Source organism: Colwellia asteriadis, assembly GCF_039523295.1.
In the GTDB taxonomy this organism is placed as follows: Bacteria; Pseudomonadota; Gammaproteobacteria; order Enterobacterales; family Alteromonadaceae; genus Colwellia; species Colwellia asteriadis.
This window is the reverse complement of record NZ_BAAAFA010000002.1, coordinates 40,727-63,133: the sequence shown is the minus strand read 5'-3', so window position 1 is coordinate 63,133 and position 22,407 is coordinate 40,727. Positions and strand designations below refer to the sequence as shown.

The 22,407-nt window shown below is 40.2% G+C and carries 22 protein-coding genes and 1 pseudogene; 13 read left to right on the top strand and 10 right to left on the bottom strand.

The genetic code is table 11. From position 1 onward, the window contains the following. Positions 1-32: 32 nt before the first annotated feature. Positions 33-2,027, bottom strand: a complete 1,995-nt coding sequence (locus ABD005_RS03430; RefSeq protein ID WP_343814988.1) for a flavodoxin domain-containing protein — start codon at positions 2,025-2,027, stop codon at positions 33-35. Positions 2,028-2,226: 199 nt separating this feature from the next. On the opposite strand from ABD005_RS03430, the gene ABD005_RS03425 reads away from it, so the two are divergent. The 11 genes from ABD005_RS03425 to ABD005_RS03375 are packed head-to-tail and all read left to right on the top strand — an operon-like array spanning position 2,227 to position 11,004. Then, positions 2,227-2,850 carry a PepSY-associated TM helix domain-containing protein gene (locus ABD005_RS03425; RefSeq protein ID WP_343814985.1) on the top strand — a complete coding sequence of 208 codons (624 nt, stop codon included), beginning with the start codon at positions 2,227-2,229 and terminating at the stop codon, positions 2,848-2,850. A gap of 25 nt (positions 2,851-2,875) precedes the next feature. Beyond that, a complete protein-coding gene (locus ABD005_RS03420; RefSeq protein WP_343814982.1) occupies positions 2,876-3,355 on the top strand; it encodes a DUF2271 domain-containing protein in 480 nt (159 codons plus the stop codon). Between the two features lie 2 nt (positions 3,356-3,357). Then, positions 3,358-4,194 carry a DUF4198 domain-containing protein gene (locus ABD005_RS03415; protein WP_343814979.1) on the top strand — a complete coding sequence of 279 codons (837 nt, stop codon included), beginning with the start codon at positions 3,358-3,360 and terminating at the stop codon, positions 4,192-4,194. Beyond that, entirely contained in the window at positions 4,194-4,499 is a 306-nt protein-coding gene (locus ABD005_RS03410; RefSeq protein ID WP_343814976.1) for a hypothetical protein, read from the top strand. Before ABD005_RS03415 ends, ABD005_RS03410 begins: the two co-directional genes overlap by 1 nt. Continuing rightward, positions 4,483-5,049, top strand: a complete 567-nt coding sequence (locus ABD005_RS03405) for a hypothetical protein (protein WP_215978472.1) — start codon at positions 4,483-4,485, stop codon at positions 5,047-5,049. Before ABD005_RS03410 ends, ABD005_RS03405 begins: the two co-directional genes overlap by 17 nt. Before the next feature lie 24 nt (positions 5,050-5,073). Continuing rightward, on the top strand, positions 5,074-6,006 hold the full coding sequence (locus tag ABD005_RS03400; protein WP_343814972.1) for a metal ABC transporter solute-binding protein, Zn/Mn family: 933 nt from the start codon (positions 5,074-5,076) through the stop codon (positions 6,004-6,006). Further along, complete coding sequence (locus tag ABD005_RS03395; protein ID WP_343814970.1) at positions 5,996-6,772, top strand: metal ABC transporter ATP-binding protein; 777 nt, start codon at positions 5,996-5,998, stop codon at positions 6,770-6,772. Before ABD005_RS03400 ends, ABD005_RS03395 begins: the two co-directional genes overlap by 11 nt. Next, on the top strand, positions 6,773-7,663 hold the full coding sequence (locus tag ABD005_RS03390) for a metal ABC transporter permease (protein ID WP_343814968.1): 891 nt from the start codon (positions 6,773-6,775) through the stop codon (positions 7,661-7,663). Further along, entirely contained in the window at positions 7,656-8,504 is an 849-nt protein-coding gene (locus ABD005_RS03385; protein ID WP_215978468.1) for a metal ABC transporter solute-binding protein, Zn/Mn family, read from the top strand. The genes ABD005_RS03390 and ABD005_RS03385 overlap by 8 nt, the downstream gene beginning before the upstream one ends. 45 nt (positions 8,505-8,549) lie before the next feature. Next, complete coding sequence (locus tag ABD005_RS03380; RefSeq protein ID WP_343814963.1) at positions 8,550-9,470, top strand: hypothetical protein; 921 nt, start codon at positions 8,550-8,552, stop codon at positions 9,468-9,470. 46 nt (positions 9,471-9,516) lie between these two features. Next, positions 9,517-11,004 carry a DUF2271 domain-containing protein gene (locus ABD005_RS03375; RefSeq protein ID WP_343814960.1) on the top strand — a complete coding sequence of 496 codons (1,488 nt, stop codon included), beginning with the start codon at positions 9,517-9,519 and terminating at the stop codon, positions 11,002-11,004. Here ABD005_RS03375 and ABD005_RS03370 read toward each other — a convergent pair. The 6 genes and pseudogenes from ABD005_RS03370 to ABD005_RS03345 all read right to left on the bottom strand — a co-directional run bounded on the left by ABD005_RS03370 (position 11,001) and on the right by ABD005_RS03345 (position 17,084). Next, a complete protein-coding gene (locus tag ABD005_RS03370; protein WP_343814958.1) occupies positions 11,001-11,870 on the bottom strand; it encodes an alpha/beta hydrolase in 870 nt (289 codons plus the stop codon). The two genes, ABD005_RS03375 and ABD005_RS03370, sit on opposite strands and share 4 nt — an antisense overlap. Positions 11,871-11,957: 87 nt before the next feature. After that, entirely contained in the window at positions 11,958-12,671 is a 714-nt protein-coding gene (locus ABD005_RS03365) for a ZIP family metal transporter (protein ID WP_215978464.1), read from the bottom strand. A 159-nt stretch (positions 12,672-12,830) separates the two neighbouring features. Beyond that, positions 12,831-14,477, bottom strand: a pseudogene (locus tag ABD005_RS03360) (TonB-dependent siderophore receptor); the annotation flags it as partial. A gap of 15 nt (positions 14,478-14,492) precedes the next feature. Beyond that, positions 14,493-15,266 (bottom strand): TonB-dependent receptor, encoded by a 774-nt coding sequence (locus ABD005_RS03355; protein ID WP_343814956.1) that lies wholly within the window; start codon positions 15,264-15,266, stop codon positions 14,493-14,495. A gap of 240 nt (positions 15,267-15,506) precedes the next feature. Continuing rightward, positions 15,507-16,526 (bottom strand): FecR family protein, encoded by a 1,020-nt coding sequence (locus tag ABD005_RS03350; RefSeq protein ID WP_343814954.1) that lies wholly within the window; start codon positions 16,524-16,526, stop codon positions 15,507-15,509. A 15-nt stretch (positions 16,527-16,541) separates the two neighbouring features. Further along, positions 16,542-17,084, bottom strand: a complete 543-nt coding sequence (locus tag ABD005_RS03345) for a sigma-70 family RNA polymerase sigma factor (protein WP_343814951.1) — start codon at positions 17,082-17,084, stop codon at positions 16,542-16,544. A gap of 340 nt (positions 17,085-17,424) precedes the next feature. On the opposite strand from ABD005_RS03345, the gene ABD005_RS03340 reads away from it, so the two are divergent. Continuing rightward, on the top strand, positions 17,425-19,770 hold the full coding sequence (locus ABD005_RS03340) for a TonB-dependent hemoglobin/transferrin/lactoferrin family receptor (RefSeq protein WP_343814948.1): 2,346 nt from the start codon (positions 17,425-17,427) through the stop codon (positions 19,768-19,770). A gap of 143 nt (positions 19,771-19,913) precedes the next feature. Further along, complete coding sequence (locus ABD005_RS03335) at positions 19,914-21,026, top strand: alpha-hydroxy acid oxidase (RefSeq protein ID WP_343814945.1); 1,113 nt, start codon at positions 19,914-19,916, stop codon at positions 21,024-21,026. Positions 21,027-21,163: 137 nt separating this feature from the next. On the opposite strand, the gene ABD005_RS03330 is transcribed toward ABD005_RS03335, so the two are convergent. The 3 genes from ABD005_RS03330 to ABD005_RS03320 all read right to left on the bottom strand — a co-directional run bounded on the left by ABD005_RS03330 (position 21,164) and on the right by ABD005_RS03320 (position 22,406). Next, positions 21,164-21,568 carry a hypothetical protein gene (locus tag ABD005_RS03330; RefSeq protein WP_215978461.1) on the bottom strand — a complete coding sequence of 135 codons (405 nt, stop codon included), beginning with the start codon at positions 21,566-21,568 and terminating at the stop codon, positions 21,164-21,166. Between the two features lie 113 nt (positions 21,569-21,681). Next, positions 21,682-22,089, bottom strand: a complete 408-nt coding sequence (locus ABD005_RS03325; protein WP_343814941.1) for a hypothetical protein — start codon at positions 22,087-22,089, stop codon at positions 21,682-21,684. A gap of 2 nt (positions 22,090-22,091) precedes the next feature. Next, the gene (locus ABD005_RS03320) at positions 22,092-22,406 is read right to left on the bottom strand and encodes a hypothetical protein (RefSeq protein WP_343814939.1); all 315 of its coding nucleotides are present in this window, start codon (positions 22,404-22,406) and stop codon (positions 22,092-22,094) included. Position 22,407: the final 1 nt, after the last annotated feature.

Sequence of the window (22,407 nt, the reverse complement as noted above, 5' to 3'; positions counted from 1 at the left end):
CTACAGCATAATATTTGCATTCAATACCTAAACTAATACAAATCGTATTTTATTTGCTGTTGCTGCTTTAACCGCTTAAAGATATTAGCACCTAAAATATCAGCTAACGCTGCATCACAACTAGCCCCTAAAGTACTGGCATTGCCACACAAATAAAGTTGAGCGTTTTGTTTAAGCAGCCATTGTCTAATTTCAACTTGCTCAGCAATAATAATCTCATCGACATATTTTGCCTTGTGAGCGCTACTTTCACTACTTTGTGACCACGCATGCTGTCGTTTATGTAAACAGCTTTGCTGTTCAAAACACGTTAACTGCTGATCAAAATAATTATCATGCTGTGCATCGCGCTCCCCCATAATAAGCCAAGCATCGGCACACTTGGTAGCGCGTAGCCTTTGCTCAAGAAAACCGATAAAAGGGGCTAACCCAGTACCTGCAGCAATCATAATAATAGGTGTTTGCACCGATGGAGGATGAAAGTGATGATGCTTTTTTATCACCATGGTTAACGTGTCTTGTGCTGACAGTTGCGCTAAATAGCCTGAGCATAAACCAACACTATTATCAGCTTTAACCACCTGTCTTACTAATAAATCAATCACCCCTTGATCTGCACAACTGGCAATAGAGTAAGTTCTTGCGCTTAACTCGGGTAATTTATCAACTAAAGCTTGCGGTGTATCAGCTTGTTCATGTTGCCAATTCAACTGCTGTAATGCTGCAAGTAATGATCTAGATTGATTATGATGTGTCACAATTGTTGAAGGCGCCCACCCACAACGGAGTAGCTTATTTTCAATAGCAGTAGCACTTTGTCTAGGTAAAACTTCCACTAAATCGCCAGGCGAAAAATCATGTTCTTGTGCCATTAAGCTAATGTGGTGTGCATGACGGCTAGTGCTATGAGGATTTAAACAAGTATTACTAATAACTGACTGCTGTTGCCATGACTTTTCTAATGTTGAATTATGCCAACCTAAAACATTAGTTAACTGTTGCCACCACAACTGAATACTTACTTGATTCCCTTGATTAATTTCGGTGACGGGCATTAATGCTTGCGCGCCTTTTTCTCGCAAAATAGCACATAGCTGATGACCAAAAGCACAATATTGAGGGTATTGCTTATCACCAAAAGCCAGCACCGAATATTTCACCGTTGATAATGAGTGCTCTAGCTGGTGTAACGAGCTGATGAAGCCTCGCGCTAGCTCTGGTGGCTCACCATCGCCGTATGTCGAAGCCAGTAAAAGTACTTGCTGATAATTGCTTAATTGTTGAGCCTGTAGCGAAGAAACACACGTAATATGATAACGACTTGTGCTTGGCAACTGCTTAGCAATACTTTTAGCAATTGCTGCGGCAGTACCCGACTGGCTCGCATAAGCAATTAAAGAATGATTACGGTTATCGTCTTGCGCTTGCCCAAGCAAACTTTGCTGATATTGGCGTACCAATGATGGTATATAACAAAGTGTGGCAACACTAATAACCATAAAATAAAATAAATGCTCAGTCGCTATATAATAAGTTACTCCCCCTCCAATGGGCCAAAATAACTTTGTTATTATAAAAGAATAGAAGCCCGACCACGGCAACAGTGCCTGACTAAATAGCACGGCACTAATCACTAGCAAAGTTTTCAGTTTAAAAGCCTTACGCTGACAAGTTAACAACAAACTAGTTAAACCCAATAAGCAGAGCACTAACATAATGTTATACAAGATTTTAAGAGTAAGTATGGCTGCCGTTTCTCGGCTTGAAAATTGGTTATGAATCTCATTATTTTTAACAATAGTTAACCATAATTGGTTGTCTTTGTGCTTAATCTGAAAACGCGCATTCGGTGCTAAATGAAATGTTTTTACAACCTCATGGTGTTCACTTACTACGGGTTGAGTCATGAACGTCCTTTCTGGTCTTACCGCTGAAAAATCGAACGTTGATGACTGCCAATGTAAGGTAAATAGCGCTAACGAAATTCCCGTCATTAAATAAAAATATGCACAAACTTTTAATAACAATGCCAATACCTTAAAGCAAGAATCTGTAGGTACGCTGACCTGAAAGGGTAAAGCAGGTTTTTTGATGCTAAAACGAGGTAAGTAATGAGGTAACACGAAAACACTCAAATATAAATGCGAATAATTCTCATATGCTATTGCATTAACCACCTTTTTACTAGTATTATTTGCCTCGAATTTTTTGTAGTAGGTGTTCGTAGTGACCACACACGTTAGTAATCCTTTAATACCGCGCATTACGTCATTAATGCGGATATTACACATTTATAGCGCAATGCCAGTATTGCTACTGATGTTGTTTTTTGCGATTACCGGCGTGTTTCTCAACCACCCTGATTGGGATAAAACCCAAAGTAAAAAGCAAAAAACTACCGTCACAGCGCCAACATGGTTAAACAACGTTGAAAGCTGGGACGATAACTTTCAACAACAGGGCTTACTTTTATTGCAATGGCTTGATGCTAATCACGATATTCGAGCAACAAAATTTTCAATTGAATGGGACGACTATGATCGCTTATTGATTATTGCCTTAGACAGTCCCGCAGGTAATACCGTTATTGAGGTCGTGGTTGATGACCAAGCAATAATAATTGATCAACGCCAGTTGTCTCTATTAGCCATGTTAAACAATGTTCACCGGGCAAAACATACCAACGGGTTATGGTTGTATTTATCTGACCTTAGCGCAGTTGCCATGGTGTTATTTTGCTTGTCGGGTTTTTGGTTAGTGGCCATTAATCGCTTACAACGCCAACCAGCTATTGCTTGGTTTAGCGGCGGCAGCGTTTTTTTTATTTTTGTTATTTATTTGATGCACTAATGCATTGCATTGTTACGGAGTCTTTATGAACAAACAACTTTTGCTGGCAGCGTTTATTGCCAGCGCAACCATAGCAGCACCAGTTTTGGCGAAAGAGATTACCGTTGATTTTTCATTACCTGAATTTTCAACACAAGACTACAACAAACCTTATGTTGCCATTTGGACCGAAGCTCAAGGAAAAAATGACACCTTATTATTATGGCATTTAACCAAACGCGATGAAGACAAGTGGTTAGTTGATATACGTCGTTGGTGGCGAAAAGTCGGTCGTTATGGCGACTTACCTGCTGACGGTGTAACCGGAGCAACAAAAGGTCCCGGCGAATACAGCGTCACTTTAGACATTGGTGAGTTAACAGCGTTTAACCTGATGATTGAAGTGGTACGTGAAGACGGTGGCAGATCATTACTTCGTCAAAAAATTAATAGCCAAAAAAACCAAAAATATACCTTAGAAGCTGATGCAGAAATTGGTAACGTAACCATAAACGTAGGAAAATAATCATGAATTTCACTCCCCTTAAAACCTTAAGAAGAACCGCGTTAACTCTAACTGCTAGCGCCTTAATTATCACGCCAGCACTGGCTCACGATATTTATATTTGGCCAAGCTACTTCAACATTAATGCCGAAAAACCTACGCATGTTGCTGTTGATGTTACTGCCTCACATACCGCTTTTCGTCCTGACTTCGCTATGGCAAGTAATGGCGTAAAAGTAACAGGCGTTGATGGTAAAGCATTACGTCGTTTTGGCCCTTATTACCAAGGCCAACGTCGTGCTAGTTTTGACTTACCCGTAAACGAAGCAGGAACTTACGGACTGTTTTACCAACGTGAAGCCAGTTACTTCACTAAATATAAAATAGGTAAACGCGATAAAGACAAGCATATGCGCGCTAATAAAGTAGAAGCTGCCGCTAAATTGCCAAAAGGTGCACGTGACATTGAAACCCGTAGTTACGCCACCACAGCAATGTCGTTTGTTACTAACCAAGCACCGACAACTGAAGCGTTAGCACCAACTAACCAAGGTTTTGAGTTAATTGCCATTACCCACCCTTCTGATTACGTCACCAACGAAGCGCTACAAGTAAAAGCCTTATTTAACGGTGAGCCCGTTGCCGATCAAACGATTATTATTGAACAAGAAGGGCCACAATATCGTAAAAACCCTGAAGCGTTAGAAATCAAAACGAACAAGGAAGGTATTGCGAGTTTTACCTTAGCTAACGGTGGGCGTTATTTATTAAAAACCAATCATGAAAAAGTCGCTACTAATGAGTTAGCAGATTTTGATGTCACTCGTATATTTTATGCTTTTGAAGTGATTTTTGAATAATGATTAAGCTTGCTACTTTATTATTTGGGTTGCTCACCTTCGCAGCCCAAGCACATTTTCCCTTATTAAACTGCCAGCTTACAGCCCAACAGCAACAGCTTTCATGTGTTGCTGGCTATAGCGATGGCAGTTTAGCTGGCAAGGTTACTCTTAATGTTTTCAATTATGATGAAGAGCCTTTGCTAAGTATCAACACCGCCTCAGATGGTTCAATCACATTTACACCGCCTAAAGGTGAATATTACATCGTTTTTGATCCCGGTCACGAGTCACCGGCGGAGTTTGACTATGCCGAACTCAATTAAACGCTTTGAAGTGGTTAGCACCAACAATAAATCTGAAGATCAATGGTTTATTGTAACGGTAATTGCCATCGTTACACTGGCTGCCAGCTTATTATATTGGCAACACCACGATAAGCACCAAACGATAAAGATTATTCCAAAAGAGATCAGTGCTGTTATTAATCAATTAACCAGTACAGGTGATGAGGTCAATTTTTTAATTAACGCCGAGCTATTACCTGCCCAACCTAGTTTGCTGCAACTACAACAAGCATCGGTAGTACCGTTTGACAGTCGTCATTTTAGTAGCCCTATAGCAAACTGCTTTATTACAAAGGTTACCGCTAGCGCTGATCGTAATGTGCCAACTGAATATCAAATTGCGTTATGGCTCGATAAAAGTGGTCACCAATTAGCGTGGCGCACTCAAGATACCAACCATAGTGGTCACAGTGATCAACACACTCAAAATAATGTCGCTGAGAATAGTGCAGATTTATGTGAAAAAAGCCAACAGCACTGGCAGTTTATCGAAGCCAATGTTGCTCATGATGCAGCCCATCACTCCTAACTTATTCTATTAAGGCAATACTTTATGCGTAAACTTATTACCCTCCTAGTGTTTTTAAGCTGTTCATTGTTCAGCACATTTTATCTGCAAGCAACAGAGGCAACTCAAGCAGCAAACAAGCAATTAACTATTGGCATTACCCTGCACCCATATTATTCCTATGTAAAAGCTGTGGTCGGCGATAAAGCAACGGTAGTCCCGTTAATTGATAGTGGCTTTAACCCACATAATTATCACTTAAATCCAACCGACATTGCTCGCCTAAGACAACTCGATGCTCTAGTAATTAATGGCATTGGCCATGATGATTTTGCACTCGAGGCGGTACAGCGCATTAAATTACCTAAACTCACACTTATTGAAGCAAATAAGTCTGTTGCCCTACTTGCCAATAGCAAAAGTAAAGCTAACTCACATACTTTTGTGGGTATTGATACCGCCATTCGTCAGGTTTACACCATTGCGCAAGAGCTCGCTAAGCTAGATCCTGAAAACGGTAAGCTATTTCAAAAAAATGCGGTGCGTTATGCACGAGAATTGCGTAAAGCGAAAAAACCCGTACAACAACAATTAATGGCGTTAGATCTTAGCAAGGTAAAAATTGCTAGCACCCACAATGCCTACGGCTATTTTTTACAAGAGTTTGGTTTAACTGTTGCTGCCGTAGTGGAACCTGCTCATGGTATTTCCCCAACCGCATCACAATTACAAGGCACGATTGATGAAATTAGAGCGCTAAATATTGACGTACTATTTACCGAATTAAATATGAAAAACAGTGCCGTACATACTATAGAGCGAGAAACGGGTGTGAAATTATTTCACTTTTCTCACATGACTCATGGCGAATATACCCAAGACTTAGTACTCAACGAAATGAAATACAATTTGGACATGCTCGCGCAAGCCATTAGCTTTGCGACTAACAAACCCCAAGGAGCGCACAGTGAAGGCTAACTTAGCTGCCGTTGGCATCACAGGTCCTGCCATAGAAATTAATAACCTTGGCATTCAGCTCGGTAAAATAACTTTACTTTCTGCCGTTTCAACTACTATGTCTGCTGGTTTATGGCATGGCATTGTTGGCCCCAATGGTGGTGGTAAAAGCACATTATTAAAGTCTATTGCTGGGTTAATGCCGCACAGTGGCAGTATTGCAATGTTATGGTCAAATACCAAAGCGCCAATCATTGGTTATATGCCGCAATTAGCGCCTTTTGAGCAATCACTCCCTATTTCAGTGCTCGACTATTTGCGACTCAACAGTCAAAACCGTCCAGTGTGGTTAAGTTTTAAAGAGCGCTCAGAAATTAATGACGTTGTTGAATTACTTGCCATTAAAACACTCCTCAATAATCGTGTCGGCACTTTATCTATGGGTGAACGTCAACGCGTTTTATTAGCCTGTGCGTTACTGCAAAAGCCATCATTATTATTACTTGATGAGCCGTTAGCAGGTATCGACAAAGCTGGCCAAGAAAAAATCCTCGCTGTACTTACCGACTTTAAAAAACAAGGTGGGACTATTGTGATGGTAGAGCACAACTGGCAAGTGTTACAGCAATACTGTGATCAAGCCTACTTCATTGATGGTGGCTTGAAAAAAAGCGGTAACCCAACCGAGGTATTGCAACAGCAACTTACTGAACAATCTCTTGAGCAAGCCCAACAACAGTCTTTGCTGCTTGCTAATAACCAAACCGATGAAGCGAGAACCGCCTAAATGTTAGATTATATTCATCAGGTGTTCGCCGACTTAGTCGCTAATAACCTATTACCTGAAATGTTCAGCTACGGTTTTTTAATTAACGCGTTAATCGCAAGTTTAATGATAGGTCCATTACTGGGCGCACTAGGCACCTTAGTGGTGGTAAAGCGTTTGGCATTTTTATCTGAAGCCGTTGGTCATAGTGCCTTAACGGGGGTTTCTATTGGTATTTTACTTGGTGAACCAATTACCGCACCTTGGATAAGCTTATTTGCCTTTTCGGTGTTATTTGCGTTGGTATTGCAATGGGTTCGCGGTAGAACCACCGTACCTTATGACGCACTAATCGGGGTATTTCTTTCATTTGCTTTAGCCCTTGGTGCGGCGTTACTGATGTTTGTTGCCAAGTTTGTTAATGCCCACTTAGTTGAGCAGGTTTTGTTTGGCTCAGTATTAATGGCAGCAGCCAGTGATATTAAAGTATTACTCATTATGTTTGTATTGGTTATTACGCTCGCGTGGCGTTTTGGCAATCAGGCTTTTCTAGTCGCTCTTGCGCCAGATATTGCCCATAACAACAAAATATCGGTAAAAATGCACGATTACGGTTTTGTACTATTAATCGCCCTAGTTACCGTCGCCGCGGTAAAAATTATTGGTGCCATTTTAGTCGGCGCATTACTACTAATACCTGCAGCAAGTGCACGACTAATTACGCATGATCTTCGCTCTATGGTGCTGTGCTCTGTCGCTATATCTACTTTTAGTGCGGTAGCAGGCGTATTAATACCGATGCACTTCCAACTTGCTATTGCGACTGGCCCTGCCATTATTTTATGTGCTTGTGCCTGCTTTGTTATGACCCTGATATTACATGGCGCACGAGGAAAAACAGCTCATGCTTAACTCACTTAAGTTTTCATTAATAACACTCTCTTTAGTGTTAACCACAACCTTGCTACCAGCACCAACTAGCTACGCGGCGCAAACTAACAACAGCGTGCACAGTAAGCCTAAGCAAACAGTCGCCACGGTTATCCCTGTCGCGCATAGCCTATTAGTACAATTGCTAAGTAATACCTCCATCACTGTTCATTATTTACCGCCCAAACGCTTACCGATCAATCGTTTAAGCAATTGGGTGACAACACATGCCAGCAAAATACAACCGAATGTCAATGCGGTTATTGGTATTGATGCACTGCGCCCAGAACTATCTTTTTACACGGCTCTGCGTAAAGAGAACATTCACACCATTAACATTGATATTGGCCAAGCATTAATGCCCGGAGGCGAAAAAGTCGCTATTTATCAAGAAAATCAACACGGTTATTTTTGGTTGAATATAAACAATGCGCTGTTAATGACGGGTATTTTGCGCCGAGATTTAACCGCTATTTGGCCTGAACAAGCAAAAGTCATTAATGATAATGCGGCGAAAATCAATCAACAGCTGCGCGGAATATCAATGCAACTTGATGATGTTTTATTTGAAAAAGAGATTGAGCAACTTGTGGTTGCGCAAGATGAACTTGCCGACTTTGCCGCCAGCTTTGCACTACCTATTGTCACGTTAGCGCAAGCTAAAAATAATGGCTTAAACAGTTTATATATTAGCAAAATAAAAGCTAAAAGCGCCGAGTTAACCAGCAATATAAGCATTTGGTCAATTGATGATTTCAGCAAAACCAGTAGTAAAACCTTTACTGAACGTTGGTTGAAAACCGTAGAAAACCTTGCGCTATAAACTCGTTAATTACACATAAAAACTCTTTGTATGAGGAATACTTAAATGAAAAAAACAGCCCTAACCTTATTCAGCACTTGTTTCATGCTTAGCGCAACCGCAGCCACTGATATTGAAAATGAAAAATATCGCTGGTTGGCACAGTACGATAGTAATCAAGATTATACTATTGATGTTGAAGAGCTTTATAGCTCGCGTGCGACGTTATTTGAACAAGCCGATAAAAATCAAGATAAGGTTATTGACGCCAACGAGCATCAACAATTTTTTGAGCGTAACCTGCAAGAAAAAATAGATTACGACCGCAAACAAAGCATTAAACAAACTCATGTACGTTTTAATGCCATGGACAAAAATGATAATAATTTAATGTCGTATGACGAATACATGGCCACCGCTAAGCGTAGCTTTGATTTTTATGATACCGACAAAAGCGGTATTATTACTCTCGACGATAAAAAACCCACATTTACTTCAACAAAAAAATCAACGTTAACTGACGCCGAAAAAGCCGAGAAAAAACGCAAGCGCCAAATGCGTAATGCTACGCGCGTAGTACGTATGCCAACCACCCATAGTAAGTCGGGCATGCTAGGCAAATACGATTTAAATGATGATCAACAAATTACATGGGCTGAATACCAACAAAAACGTAATATCGACTTTGCTAGAGCCGATGAAAATGGTGATAAAGACCTTACTAACGATGAATACGTTGCTGAATTTGAAGATCGCCTAGATACACAAATCGCCAAAATTAAAGCCGCTGAACTGAATAAAAACGCCCCCTTATTCGCCAGCTTAGATAAAAACAATAATCAGCAAATTTCAGTTGCCGAATTTCAATTAAACGCGTTAGTTAACTTCACATACTTCGATACCGACAACAACGGCCAGGTAAGTTTTGAAGAAGCTGTTAATGAACAAATGCTACCAGTCAGTTTACTGGCATTAAGTAAGCTATAGCGTGCGTACGCAATTACCTCCTATTCGTTAATATTAGTTACTATTTATGAAAAGCAACCCGCTAAAAAAAGCTTACCTGTTAGTGCTGTTATACGGTTTGAGTGCTGTGGCTTTTGCCGCACCTCAAACAGTACAATTTACAGTACAGGGGGTACTTGGCACTTCAGCTGACATCACCCTTGGCGGTGTTACTCAACAAGAGGCTAAGCAACAAGTCAGCTTAGCCCTTGACGAAATAAAACGCTTAGAGATGCTCTTATCTAACTATCAAAACGATAGTGAGCTAAGTCAATTAAACCGAGGTGACTTCACCGGTAAGTTATCTGCAGAGCTACAACAAATACTAACCCTATGTAAATTATGGCAAGCGCGCAGTAGTAATGCTTTCAGCTGTAAATTAGGAGCGGCGCAATCCTTATGGAAAAATGCACAAAAAAGCCAAATATTGCCCGACAGAAAAGCGCTACGCAGCCTTGCAAGAGCCGCGCGTAAAGCAAAGTTTAGCGTTAACTTACCTATAGAAAACTGGCAAACGATACCGCAACCTACAATCGTCAATTTTGATATTAACGGTTTAGCAAAAGGTTATATTATTGACCACGCCTTTGCTTATTTAAAAGCTAGCCTACCAACATTAACCTCTCTCAGTATTGATATTGGTGGTGATGGGCGCTATTGGCAACAGCAACAAAAACCTTTCACTATTGGTATAAGCCAACCTTTTAAACCCCATGACAACGCAACCATTGCACAAATAAAAGTGATTAACCAAGCCATCGCCGCCAGTGGTTTTGGTAGTAGGCATTACCTCATTAAACAACAAAAATTTCATCATATTCTTAACCCACGTGATGCTTGGCCGCTAAACAATGCACCCGGAGCAATTGTTATTGCCCCTGATGCAACCACAGCCGATGCAATAGCAACGGCATTAAACGCTAAGCCCATGCAAGCGGGTATTGACTGGGTTAATCAACTCGATAACGTTGAGGCTTTAGTGATTAGTGAGCAAGGCTTTCAACTAGCTTCAAACCGTTGGCATCATTATCAGTTACCTGCGACAACCGCAGCAGACAAACATACGCAATTAAATATTCCAAGGTTTAGTTTTGACTTTACCATTCCCGCGTTAGATGTTGATGACTATGAAAAACCCTATGTTGCGGTATGGATAACCAATGCAAAACGCCAAGTAGTAAAAAACTTATTAATGCTAGGTAAAAGTGAGCAATGGGCACAAACCAATAAACGCTGGTGGCGAAAGTCAGGACGTCATCATGAATTATTACTCGATGGCCTTGCTCGACCGAGTCGCAAGCCAGGTCATTATCAGTTAAGTTGGGATTGGCGCGACGATTACGGCAATAAAGTCGCGATGGGTGAATATCAGCTACACATAGAAGTAAGTCGAGAAGATGGCGCAGCCACCTTGGCAAACTTCAGTTTTAACAGCAATGAATTACCCTTTAAGCAAGCTAAACCCGCGCAAGGTGAAATTGGTCCATTACAGCTGAATATTCACGCAATGCGCTAAGGTACACCAGAGCCAGTAATCTGATCAATAAACACGGTGTACGCTTTAATAGCCGCAGCACTTTTCATGCTCATACCGTGTTTAGATTCAGAAATAGTAGCTAACGTTTTCACTTCACTGCCTGAAATATCAAATAGCGCTTGTGAAAAAGCGATAGGTGTTATGGTATCCTCTGTACCAGCCAAAAATAACAACGGATTTTTATACTGCTTGATAAAATCAATATTATTAAGCTGTGCTAATTCGGGTGATACCGTAACTGTTGAAAATATTTTTGACCACGCTGGTACAGTATTTTCAACCAATTCAGGTACTGAACTAATAGCGCCATCAAGCACTAAACCATCAAGCGTACGTTCATTAGCAAGGGCACTACCAACAATAGAGCCCATAGAAATACCGTGTACAACCATTGGAATATTCGTTGGTAAACTACGCTTAGCTAAGTCAAATACCTGTAATGAGTCTTGTAGAATATCTTCTAGATTAAGCTCACCTTTGCGTTCACTCACGCCAACACCGCGATAATCAAACCACATAACATTGGCTGGTATTGACGCAAAGTTATTTAAAATAGCAGCTGATTGGCTTATTTTCATACCACTGCCACCAAACAGCACAATATTAACACGCGCCTTCTCATGCAGTAATTGCACGCCTTTTAAGGTTTCACCAGCATCAGTGACCAGCGATACTGTAGAAACAGTCGTTAGATCGGCATCATTGGTGATTTTAGCGCTAATCGCCGCTAAATCGAGCTGCACTTCAACCTTTTCATCTTGGTAGATAAAGTTATCTTTAGTGATATTAACCGAACAACCAGAGAGTAAAAATAATAATGTAAAAGTAATTAGCAATAGCTTCATTAAATAATATCCATATTAATATAGGAGGTTTTGCTCGCACAAACGAGCATTGAAATAGATAAGACCATAATACTGACGATAAGTTGCCTAGGCGGTTAACATAAAACCCAGTAAACCCAACACAAAACCAAGTACCGCGCCCATAGGTGGCGCCCAGTGTTTTTCTAATTTCACTTGTGGGGCAAGATCTTGAAAAATTGAATAGAGAATGCCGCCTGCAGCAAACAACATAATAGCGGCAAGCACATTCGGTAAATCAGCTAACCAAAAATAACCTGAAATACCGGCAATAGGGCCAAGTAAAGCCATTATGGTAAACAATATTATGATTTTTCGAGGTTTATAGGCACCACTTGCATTCAATTCACGATAAGCACTAAACCCTTCAGGAATATTTTGCAGAGCGATTAAACCAGCAAGCAAAAAAGCACTGCTACTTCCCGTAGCAAAAGCCGCACCTAAGGCAATAGACTCGGGAATAAAATCCGACAACATTGCTGCAAGCTGACTCGCTGGTGTATTAATTTTATTGAGAAAAATATCGAGTAACATAAAGCTCGCGCCACCAACAATAAACCATAAACAAGCCCATGTAGGTGTAAGGTGCGCAATACCTTCAGGCACTAAAACCAAAGCAACCGCAGATAATAGTGCGCCACCACCAAATGCCATCACGCCATGTCTGAATTCTTGCTCAAGCCAATCTTTGGCAATATTTTCGAAACGCGCAATAACAGCGCCTAACGTCATCCCAAGCCCTGCAAGCAACGTACAGATAATAACGGTAAACAATAAAGGCACGCACTTCTCCTTGAATAAACGTTCTACAGTTAGCTAAAAATAAACTTTAAAAACAATGTAATGCAATCGTTATATGCAATCAAGCATAAGCGACAAACATTGCTAGCGTATATAGAGCATCCATGCTCTAGGTTACTCAACACATTTGTCGAAGACGATTTACCATTGATAGGTTAATGAGGCGACAACTTTACGACGTTCACCATAATAGCAACCCGTGTCATTACAACCCGACAAGTAATCTTTATCACCAAGGTTGCGGGCATTTAAGCGTAATTGCCAGTTATCAACTTGATAACCTATTGAAGCGTCAAATAAAGTATATGAAGAAACTTTAATAGGTGCTTTTTCTTGATTGCCCCAGTTACCGCCAACAAAGCGTACACCAAACCCTAGCGTTAAGTTGTTTTCAAACTGATAGTCAAGCCACGCATTCGCTTGGTGCTCTGAAACGGCTTTGTCTTGCTTACCCACAGTGCTCACATTCACACTTTGCGTAACATCAGCTTTAGGTGTCCAGCTATAACTTGCAGTAACATTCATACTTTCGGTTGCTTCAACTAAGGCTTCAAATTCCACCCCTTGCACTGTGGTTTCACCCGTTTGTCTTGGTCCAGGGTTAGGTTGCCACTCCCAAACAATATAGTCTTGTCTCACCAAGTCAAAAGCGGCAATACTATAACTCGCTTGCTGGTTATTAGGTTGATAACGCAGTCCTACTTCATATTGTCGTCCCGCTTCAGGTGAAAATGGTTTTCCTGTTAATGGGTCAACTGACGTATTAGGAGAGAATGATTCTGCATAACTTAAATAAGGCGAAAAACCATTGCTGGCCAAATAAACCAAGCCTGCGCGTGTTGACCATTCACCATCAGACTGTGATGTTGTTGCTTGTGAGCCCCTATCCGTTGTGCTTACTTTAGCCTTGTCGTAGCGAGCCCCTAAAGTAAGCACCCAACGCTCATCAAATTTAAGCTGCTCTTGGACATAAAATCCCGTTTGACTTAATTCAGTAACGGCATTAATAAACGGAGCATTCATGGTCACTTGCGCACCATAAACAGGATTAAATAAATCAAGTGGAGCTAAATCACCGCCCCAATTCGCAATAGTGTCGTTTTCTGTTTCTTGGTAATCAACCCCCATAAGTAAAGTATGTTGCCAGCGACCCAGAGTAAACTCTGCAACAGCACGACTGTCTAGTGTGAATGATGTAGTAGTTTCAATACTTTGAAACGGTGTTCTGTCATAAAGGCGAAAGTTTTCTGCATGATTAGGATCTTGCTCATTTGTGGTCAACCATTTCCCCCAAACAACACCATAATCAAGATCATAATCACCATAACGAGCACTCTGTGCAATACGCCAAGTATCAGAAAACTGGTGTGTAAAATCATAACCGACCATCCATTGCTCTTGCACATAACGATTAAAATCAGGCTCACCGATAAGTGTTGATTGTGGAATTTTTCCATTAGGGTTATCTAATAAAGTGCCTTCTAACGGATAGCCAGGCCAAACCGCGCCAGCATCCGCATCTAAATATTGCGATAACAGGGTTAAACTGGTTTGCTCTGTAGGTTGCCATGTTAAGGATGGTGCAATAAACACACGATCATTTTTGAGATCCTCGCTTGATAAATCAGCATCTCGTACTAAGGTTACTAAGCGGTATAGCCAGTCACCGTCTGCACTTAACTTACCAGAGAAGTCAGCGGCTATTTGTTTATGGTCATCACTACCTAATTGCAGCTCAACTTCCTTTTTACCTTCTGCTAACGGTCTTTTACTGACCATATTAATTAAGCCACCTGGCCCATTTTAACCATATAACACAGACGAAGGGCCACGCAATAATTCAATACGCTCAAGACCATAATTTTCAGTTAACCATAAACCCCAGTTACCATTATTGCGCAATTGCATTCCATCTAAATAAAAGCCCGGACTATAAGCATCAAAACCACGTAAAGTTAACCAGTCATATTGCGCCAAATCACCAAACGGCGAGACATTAACACCCGGCGCATAACTTAACGCCTCAGTTAAACGACTAGCCCCTAATGCCTCAATACGATCTGCCGTAAATACCGAAATAGACTGAGGTGTTTCAATAATGGGAGTATCGGTTTTAGTGCCCGTCGCGCTGCGCTTAGCCACATAGCCATCAACAGGACCTAATGCCTTTTCTTGAGCACCAACCACTTGAGTAGTTGCTAACGTATAAGCTTGCTTTTTTTGGCTAGCTGCCGCCTTTAACGTAAAACTATTTGCCGATGTTTCATGCAGTGTTAACGGTAGATTAATAATCAGTGCATTAATTGCTTGTTGTGTATTATAACTACCCTTAACCGCGGCACTGTTCATGCCTTTAATTAACGTTGAGTTTACCGAAATACTCTTGCCTGTTTGTTTTGATAACGCCACTAAATTATCGCCGAGTACACCCGCAGGTAAATTAATGTTAAATACTTGTTGGTGAGTATTCGTTGGAAGTGGTTGTACTATGTTTTGGTTTGCAAGCGCTTGCGAACTATACAGTAACCCTGTACATACACTCGATATAGCAAGAGCAAGTAATGTCTGTTTACGCATAATATTAAAAAATCTCCATGTAAAGTCTATTGGTTAAAATCATTTCTTAATGCTTATGTCGAATGACTTTGAAAAAGTGTTCACTGTATTGACTTAATTCAAGGAAAATTTCGCGTCAATAGCTGGCCTATTGCAAGTAAATTTAACGAAGAAGTTAGGGAAAGTAGTTGCTAGAGCAACATTTGTTAAGCTGAGCTCAGGGTGATTATTAAATGATTTGAATAATGACTAAATGAGGGATTAAGCTAATGTAATAAATGTTACCACATCACCCAAACGGCGAACCTTAATGGCTAAGGTTTGTTCGAGTGTAGTAAAAGTTTTATCGAGTTCATCAAGAGGATAGCCGCCATACACCTGTAATTTTTTCGCCTCGGCTGACACATGAATAAAGCCTGGATAATAATCAGACAATGCTTGTGTGAGCGCATGTAATGATTCGTTTTTTGCTAAATAAAGTCCCTGTGACCACTGAGTTTTATGGTTCAAATTATTTTGTGTTTGCTCTATAGACACTTCATTAAAGTATACCCCCTCTCCTGCGTTCAAATAACGAGTACTGCCCTGCTTATTTTTTAGTGCTAATTTTCCTGTTAATGCTAAAACAAAAGTCTGATCTTCATATTGCTTAACCAAACAGTGGTTTGCTTTTTCATTACTCTCGAGTGAAATATCGCCATCGCGACATTGAATAATAAAAGGCGTTGTTTGCTGATTACTTGTCAGTTGTAACTCACCCTGAGTTAAATAAAGTATTCTGTTTAAGTCGGTCAAGCCATGGGCACGAGTAACATTAATATTCACTTGTGTTCTAGCATTTAAAATTAACTCGCTTCCGTCAGCTAAAGTATGCGTTGCACGTTCACCTGTCCCTGTACTGAAGTCTGCTGTTAGGTTAGATAGTGGCTGATAGCGATGAGCGACTCCTACCAGAGCAACAACCACAATACTATTACGCAAAAAAGCTCTTCGCTTAATTGAAAACGCTGTGTTATTTCGCAGTAATACTTGTTCAACGAGTGGCTGTTGAGTATGAGATAAATCTTGTAATGCTTTAGTAGGTTGCGTTATTGAATCCGTAATGCTTTGCCATACGGCTTGATGCTGTGTGCTTAACGTAAGCCAAGCCAAAAAACGCTGTTGTTCTTGTGCGGTAACCTCGCCCGATTGCAAAGTAACCATCCAATCAATTGCTTGTTCTCGTAGTTGCTCAGCTAAATTATCTGCCTCATCAATATTTTGCTCACTAGAGAAGCTCATATGTTTATTTCCAACTTATGTGCTTACGCAAGCTAAAATCGCTTTTTTCATATGTCGTCGCACTGTCATTACCGAAATAGCCATTTGTTCGGCAATTTCTTGATAAGTAAATTGGCGCAATTGGCTTAATAAAAAAACTTGTCGAGTTACTACGTCGAGCCTATAAAGTAGCTGATCTAATTGATTAATTGCCTCAATTACTAACGCTCGTGTTTCTTCACTTGGATAATAACTTTGCTCTTGAGTTAGCAACATTTGACTATAGCTTTGCTCTAACTCTTTTCGCCGCCAAAAATCAAAAAGTGTTCGTTGTGCCAATACTTGTAAATAAGCTCTTGGCTCTCTTAGCTTCTGGTGTTGCTGGGTAAGTAGCTTAATAAAGGCATCTTGCGCTAAATCTGCAGCCTGATATGAACAGCCTAATTTACGACACAACCATTGATGCAACCAAGGTTGATGGTCAATATAAAGTTGAGATAGTGCTTGCTTATCTAACTCCTCATAACTCGTGACTGCATTGTCAGGTTCAAAATTTAAAATGACAGATTGAGACAACATAAATAACCATTTTCCTAACCCAGAAACAACATATTCGCGCATTATTTTGATAGTAAAAATCTTATTTCTGCTGACCCCTAAATAAGATTTAAAAGTTATCTAATGAACAAAAACACACGAGGTAATTAATAATCATTCTCATTATACTTTTATTTGATAGTGATGCAAAAAGAAAAACTGCAACTAATTAACTTTTAGAAGCAATGGTTAGTACCCTTTTATTAATCCTTATAGACATTACTTAAAGTAACACAATAAATACAAACTCTTGCAAACCAAAATGATATTCATTATCATTCGCATCAAGTTATTTAATCCCCTACTTTCAAAGGAATATATTGTGCGTTGTACCTACTCTTTTCTTGCGTTATCAATTTTTACTGCTTGCTTACCTGCTCAAGCTCAAGCCCTAAACAATGATCAAAAAACCTTAAATAAAACGGTAGTCGAAGGCGAAAAAAAATTAACCGCGAGTAATGAACGCGTACTTAATATGGATGAAATAGAGCGCCGTAATATTGAAAACATTTACGACTTGGCTGATTCAGTAGCCGGTGTTGAAGTTGCTGATTTAGGGCGATTTGGTGCCAATGGCTTTACCATTCGTGGTATGGACAGCGATCGCGTGGCAATTTTAGTCGATGGCATGTCACAAGGTGAAAGTTTAGATCCTCCTGGCTTTGGTCCTTATGAATTTTTTAGTTCTGGTCGTAATGGCGCTGAAATAGAGCATATGAAATCGGTAACAATTGTTAAAGGTGCTGACTCGGTACGCTCTGGCAGTGGCGCCTTAGGCGGCGCAGTATTATTTGAAACCAAAAGTGCCGCTGATTATATAACAACAGATGAAGACGATACCGTGGTGAGTATAAAAGCTGGCTATGACGGTAGAAATGCTGAGCAGCTATACTCGGCAGCTTTAGCCAATAATAGCGGTGATTTTTCAACCCTATTTATGGTCACTAAGCGCGACGGTGAAGAAACAAAGTCGCATAGCGATGGCGAGAATATTAGCGGTTCAGCACGTGAAATACCCGACCCATTAGCAACCGATAGATTATCGTTTTTGTTTAAATCATCATACCAGTTAACCGCCGCACAAAACTTTGGAATAGTATTTGAGCAAAGTGATGCCAGTAGTGATTTAAATAACCTATCGCGTGTTACTCAACAAATGCCAGCGCGTTGGACCGAAGATGAGTCAAACCGTAAACGTATGGGCGCTTTTTATACTTGGCAAGCGAATAATGTTGCTTTTGATGAACTTTCTTGGGAACTAAACTACCAAGAGTTGTTTACCCAAGGGGTAACTAACATGCTATACGCGGGCTGCTTAAAAGCCGAAGGACGTCGCTGTGTTGAGTATGCTAGCCCTTATTTACGCCAAGAAAACCGTAATTTCACACAAGAAAACTTAAAATTTGATTTTGATTTAAGTAAAGATTTCGCGACTGGCAGTGTTAAACACGATTTAGTTTATGGCTTTTCATACGAAGATAGAAGTTTAGAAAATGTGATGTGGGATCACCGCTGGAATGGCGCAACTCCTGACTCAGGTTATCGCCCGTTAAGTCGCCCTAAAGCCAATGGACAAACTCACTACCCTGAGCGCGACGCTAGCTTTGTACCACAAACCGACGTGGCCATAATCAACCTTTATTTACGTGACTCCATTGCGTTAACCGATGCATTAACCGTTAATGCAGGTTTACGTTACGACAATACCCAATACAAACCGCAAACCAATGAATTTTTCCAAGACGATCAAAACTTAATTAAAGATGTAGATATTTCAGCCCTTAGCTGGCAACTATCAGCAATTTACGCCATTAATAATCACCACAGCGTATTTTTTGATGCCAACCAAGGCTATAAGGCACCAACAGTGCAAGACGTTTATTATGGCTCACGCGGTGCGTCAGAAGATAACTGGACCACACTGCCAAATTATAATTTAGATGTTGAAACGGCCACCAACCTTGAATTAGCGTACCAGTGGCAAAACGAAAGTGCCTTTATCAAAGCCAGCATTTTTAAAACCCAATATGATGACTTTATTGAATACACCACACTAACGCGTGAGTTAGCTCAGCCTAAAATTGAAACATACTACGATAGGACTACTCATTCATACAAAAAACGCTCTACAACAACTGACGAATATCAAATGCCCGTTAACGTCGGTAAAGCCAGTAGCCAAGGCTTTGAGGTAGAAGCGCAATGGGAAATTAATGACAGCAACTCCCTACAAGCGTCTTATTCAAATGTTAATGGCGAATACGAAGATGGCGATCCGATGGAGTCTATTTCTCCAAGTTCTGCGATTATTGCCTGGGTATATTCTGCCGATAAGTGGAACCTACGCACTCAATTACGCCACACAGCCGAGAAAAAGCCAAGCGATGCTTATAAAACCAATAGTAGTGGTGAACAGGAGCCTGTAAGTGACTATTTAAGTGATACCTCAACCGTATTAGATATGCACGCTAACATTTACTTAACTGACGATTTAACATTGAATATTGCCGTGCGTAATATTACCGATGAAAACTATTACAGCTGGCAAAAAGTGCGCCGCGTTAGTAACGGTAGTGGTGGCTTTAGAGGAGGCGTGAGTGACAATGGCATTAATCGCTATAGCGAGCCAGGTCGTAGTATTTCTGCCAATATTAGCTATCAGTTTTAAGCCGTAAACCGACCTACGAAGAACTAGGTATATACCTAGTTCTTATAAAACTGTATTATTAATCAATTAAATACGAGTATATTTACATTAGCTAAGCGTACTCGTATTACAACTTATTGATTAACTTAAAATACGGATTTTTTATGTCTTCATTACAACAACATGATATTCCTGCAGATATCGCCTGTTGCCACGATTATGAGCGCTATGCTGAACAAATATTACCTCAACCTCATTGGCATTACATTGCTGGCGGAAGCGGTAATGAAAGCACCTTAAAAGCAAACAATATCGTCTTTGATAAATTTGGTCTCCAGCAAACTTTATTGCCTGATATTAATCAAATAAATACTCGGGTTATACTCAATTCAGAGCGCCATGAAAATCCAATATTAGTTGCTCCTATTGCTTATCAACAACTTGCCCATCAAGATGGCGAACTTGCCACAGTACAAGCCGCTAATGCGCAAGACATTTCCATGGTATTGAGTACATTATCAAGTACCTCTTTAGAGCAGGTTGCCCAATATCAAACCAGCCAACCGTTATGGTTTCAGCTTTATATTCAGCCCGATAAAGAGCATACCTATGATTTAATAAAGCGAGCTGAACAAGCAGGCTACACCTCATTGGTAATTACTTTAGATGCGCCAATTAATGGTTTACGTAATCGAGAACAGCGCCATCAATTTTCCTTGCCCGAGCATATTCAAGCACAAAACTTACAGCCTTACAGTCAATCAGTGTCAAACCAAGCAGCTACGGGCTTATCTTCTCAACAAGTGATGTTGTCGAGGTTATTGGCCCAATCACCACGCTGGAAAGACATTAGCGATATTATCGCCAACACGCGATTATCGGTGTACTTAAAAGGTATTTTAACGGTTAGCGATGCCAAAAAAGCAAAAGAGCTTGGTGCGGCCGGTATTATAGTATCAAACCACGGGGGTCGAATTTTAGATGGCGTACCCACTAGCATAGAAATGTTGCCCTTAATAAGACAAGCGGTAGGTCACGACATAGAAATACTATGCGACAGCGGCATTCGTTCTGGCAGTGATATATTTAAAGCACTAGCGTTAGGTGCCAACAGCGTTTTAGTAGGTCGCCCAGTGATTTATGGATTAGCTACCGCAGGAGCCATGGGTGTAGCACATTGTTTGCGCTTACTTAAAGATGAATTACAACTCACCATGGCATTAACCGGTTGCGCCAGCATTAGTGATATAACTATTGATAAAATACGGCTGCCGTAGCTTTATATTGCAAAGCGCTTGTTGAGTGACAGCTTCAAGCGTATAACAGCCGAGGGTAAAATAACAGCCCAAAATAGGCAAATAATGGGGGCTAAACTTGAGCAAAGCAAAGCTGATAAAACAGTTACCAGTCTGACTTAAAAGTCCCATCGTTTAACAGAATATTTAGTAGATTCAATATTATTTAAGTCTACCTCTACAGTTTGCCCACCATATCCGTTTGTATTATTTCTTGCTCTAACAATAACCTTATTAATTTCTACTGGAATTTTTATTTCACATTGGCGCCTAGTAAAAGGCTGCTCGTTAACATGTGGGTGAGTTATTTCACGATACCCTAATTGGACACCTTTTAAGTCAGTAACTTGCCAACCATCTGCATAATGCTCCCAGCCTTGATCGTTATGTTTTACAGAGGTTTTGAAACACCAACTTCCATCATCAATTTGCATTGCTGCAACATAAACCACGTGAGCTAAATCTTTAGACTTATCTGCCATAACTTGGGTGGAAAGTAACACTAAAATAATTAATATTTTCATAACGTCCTTGTTCTCCTATCCCATTTGAGGGGCTGATAATTGCAGAGTAAAAATAAGCGAAGAAGGAGAAAAAACCAACTATTTTAGTTATTATTGAATGACTTATGGTTATCTCATCTAACCATAACACTATGATCATGCTCACTTTTAAGATCATCGAAATAATAAATAATCGGTAAACAAATAATTCCTAAAATAAATAAAGAAGTTGCCCCATGGCCAATAATTTCATATTGAGAGTAACCACCAGCATTATATTCATAGTACATAGCTAATAGCGCATTAAATATATAACTGACCAATATAAATTTCCAAAAATTAATTGGAAGGACTTTATATTCAAATGCCACACAAAACGTCGCTATCAACATAAATATATCAGAAATAGAAAGTGACCAGCTAAGCCAACTAGGGTGGACTGGTTGAAGAATACTAGGCAAGGTTGCCCCATCATAAACAGCAAGTAAACTCATAAGAAAAGAGAATATAAAAATCAATTTACACAAGTTTCTTTTGCCCATAATTAGTGCCAATACCCGTAAGGAATCTGATTAGGGTCTTTAGGTAATGAGCGCCACCCATCAGCCCTTTCTACATACCTCCTTTTGAAGTTCCGAGATTTTGCTCTAAAAGGTGCTGCATCAGCAAGTGCCTCAAGTAATGCTATTGCGTCTTGTAAGTTTCTTCCTTTTGATTGAACCGTTGACTTTAATGTAGGGTAAATAGCTAAATATAACTTGTTCGCATTTTTTTCATCACGAAAAAACACTTTATGGAGATAGTTTAAAGCAGTACCTATTTTAAAAGATCGTTGTAGTATAACTTTGGGATCTGACATA

What these genes read in the sequence shown, in the direction of transcription:
- ABD005_RS03400 (WP_343814972.1), top strand. Translation starts at nt 5,074, where the DNA reads ATGCGTAAACTTATTACCCTCCTAGTGTTTTTAAGCTGTTCATTGTTC.
- ABD005_RS03320 (WP_343814939.1), bottom strand. Translation starts at nt 22,406, where the DNA reads ATGTCAGATCCCAAAGTTATACTACAACGATCTTTTAAAATAGGTACT.
- ABD005_RS03410 (WP_343814976.1), top strand. Translation starts at nt 4,194, where the DNA reads ATGATTAAGCTTGCTACTTTATTATTTGGGTTGCTCACCTTCGCAGCC.
- ABD005_RS03390 (WP_343814968.1), top strand. Translation starts at nt 6,773, where the DNA reads ATGTTAGATTATATTCATCAGGTGTTCGCCGACTTAGTCGCTAATAAC.
- ABD005_RS03375 (WP_343814960.1), top strand. Translation starts at nt 9,517, where the DNA reads ATGAAAAGCAACCCGCTAAAAAAAGCTTACCTGTTAGTGCTGTTATAC.
- ABD005_RS03370 (WP_343814958.1), bottom strand. Translation starts at nt 11,870, where the DNA reads ATGAAGCTATTGCTAATTACTTTTACATTATTATTTTTACTCTCTGGT.
- ABD005_RS03420 (WP_343814982.1), top strand. Translation starts at nt 2,876, where the DNA reads ATGAACAAACAACTTTTGCTGGCAGCGTTTATTGCCAGCGCAACCATA.
- ABD005_RS03325 (WP_343814941.1), bottom strand. Translation starts at nt 22,089, where the DNA reads ATGGGCAAAAGAAACTTGTGTAAATTGATTTTTATATTCTCTTTTCTT.
- ABD005_RS03415 (WP_343814979.1), top strand. Translation starts at nt 3,358, where the DNA reads ATGAATTTCACTCCCCTTAAAACCTTAAGAAGAACCGCGTTAACTCTA.
- ABD005_RS03355 (WP_343814956.1), bottom strand. Translation starts at nt 15,266, where the DNA reads ATGCGTAAACAGACATTACTTGCTCTTGCTATATCGAGTGTATGTACA.
- ABD005_RS03350 (WP_343814954.1), bottom strand. Translation starts at nt 16,526, where the DNA reads ATGAGCTTCTCTAGTGAGCAAAATATTGATGAGGCAGATAATTTAGCT.
- ABD005_RS03385 (WP_215978468.1), top strand. Translation starts at nt 7,656, where the DNA reads ATGCTTAACTCACTTAAGTTTTCATTAATAACACTCTCTTTAGTGTTA.
- ABD005_RS03405 (WP_215978472.1), top strand. Translation starts at nt 4,483, where the DNA reads ATGCCGAACTCAATTAAACGCTTTGAAGTGGTTAGCACCAACAATAAA.
- ABD005_RS03330 (WP_215978461.1), bottom strand. Translation starts at nt 21,568, where the DNA reads ATGAAAATATTAATTATTTTAGTGTTACTTTCCACCCAAGTTATGGCA.
- ABD005_RS03345 (WP_343814951.1), bottom strand. Translation starts at nt 17,084, where the DNA reads ATGTTGTCTCAATCTGTCATTTTAAATTTTGAACCTGACAATGCAGTC.
- ABD005_RS03380 (WP_343814963.1), top strand. Translation starts at nt 8,550, where the DNA reads ATGAAAAAAACAGCCCTAACCTTATTCAGCACTTGTTTCATGCTTAGC.
- ABD005_RS03335 (WP_343814945.1), top strand. Translation starts at nt 19,914, where the DNA reads ATGTCTTCATTACAACAACATGATATTCCTGCAGATATCGCCTGTTGC.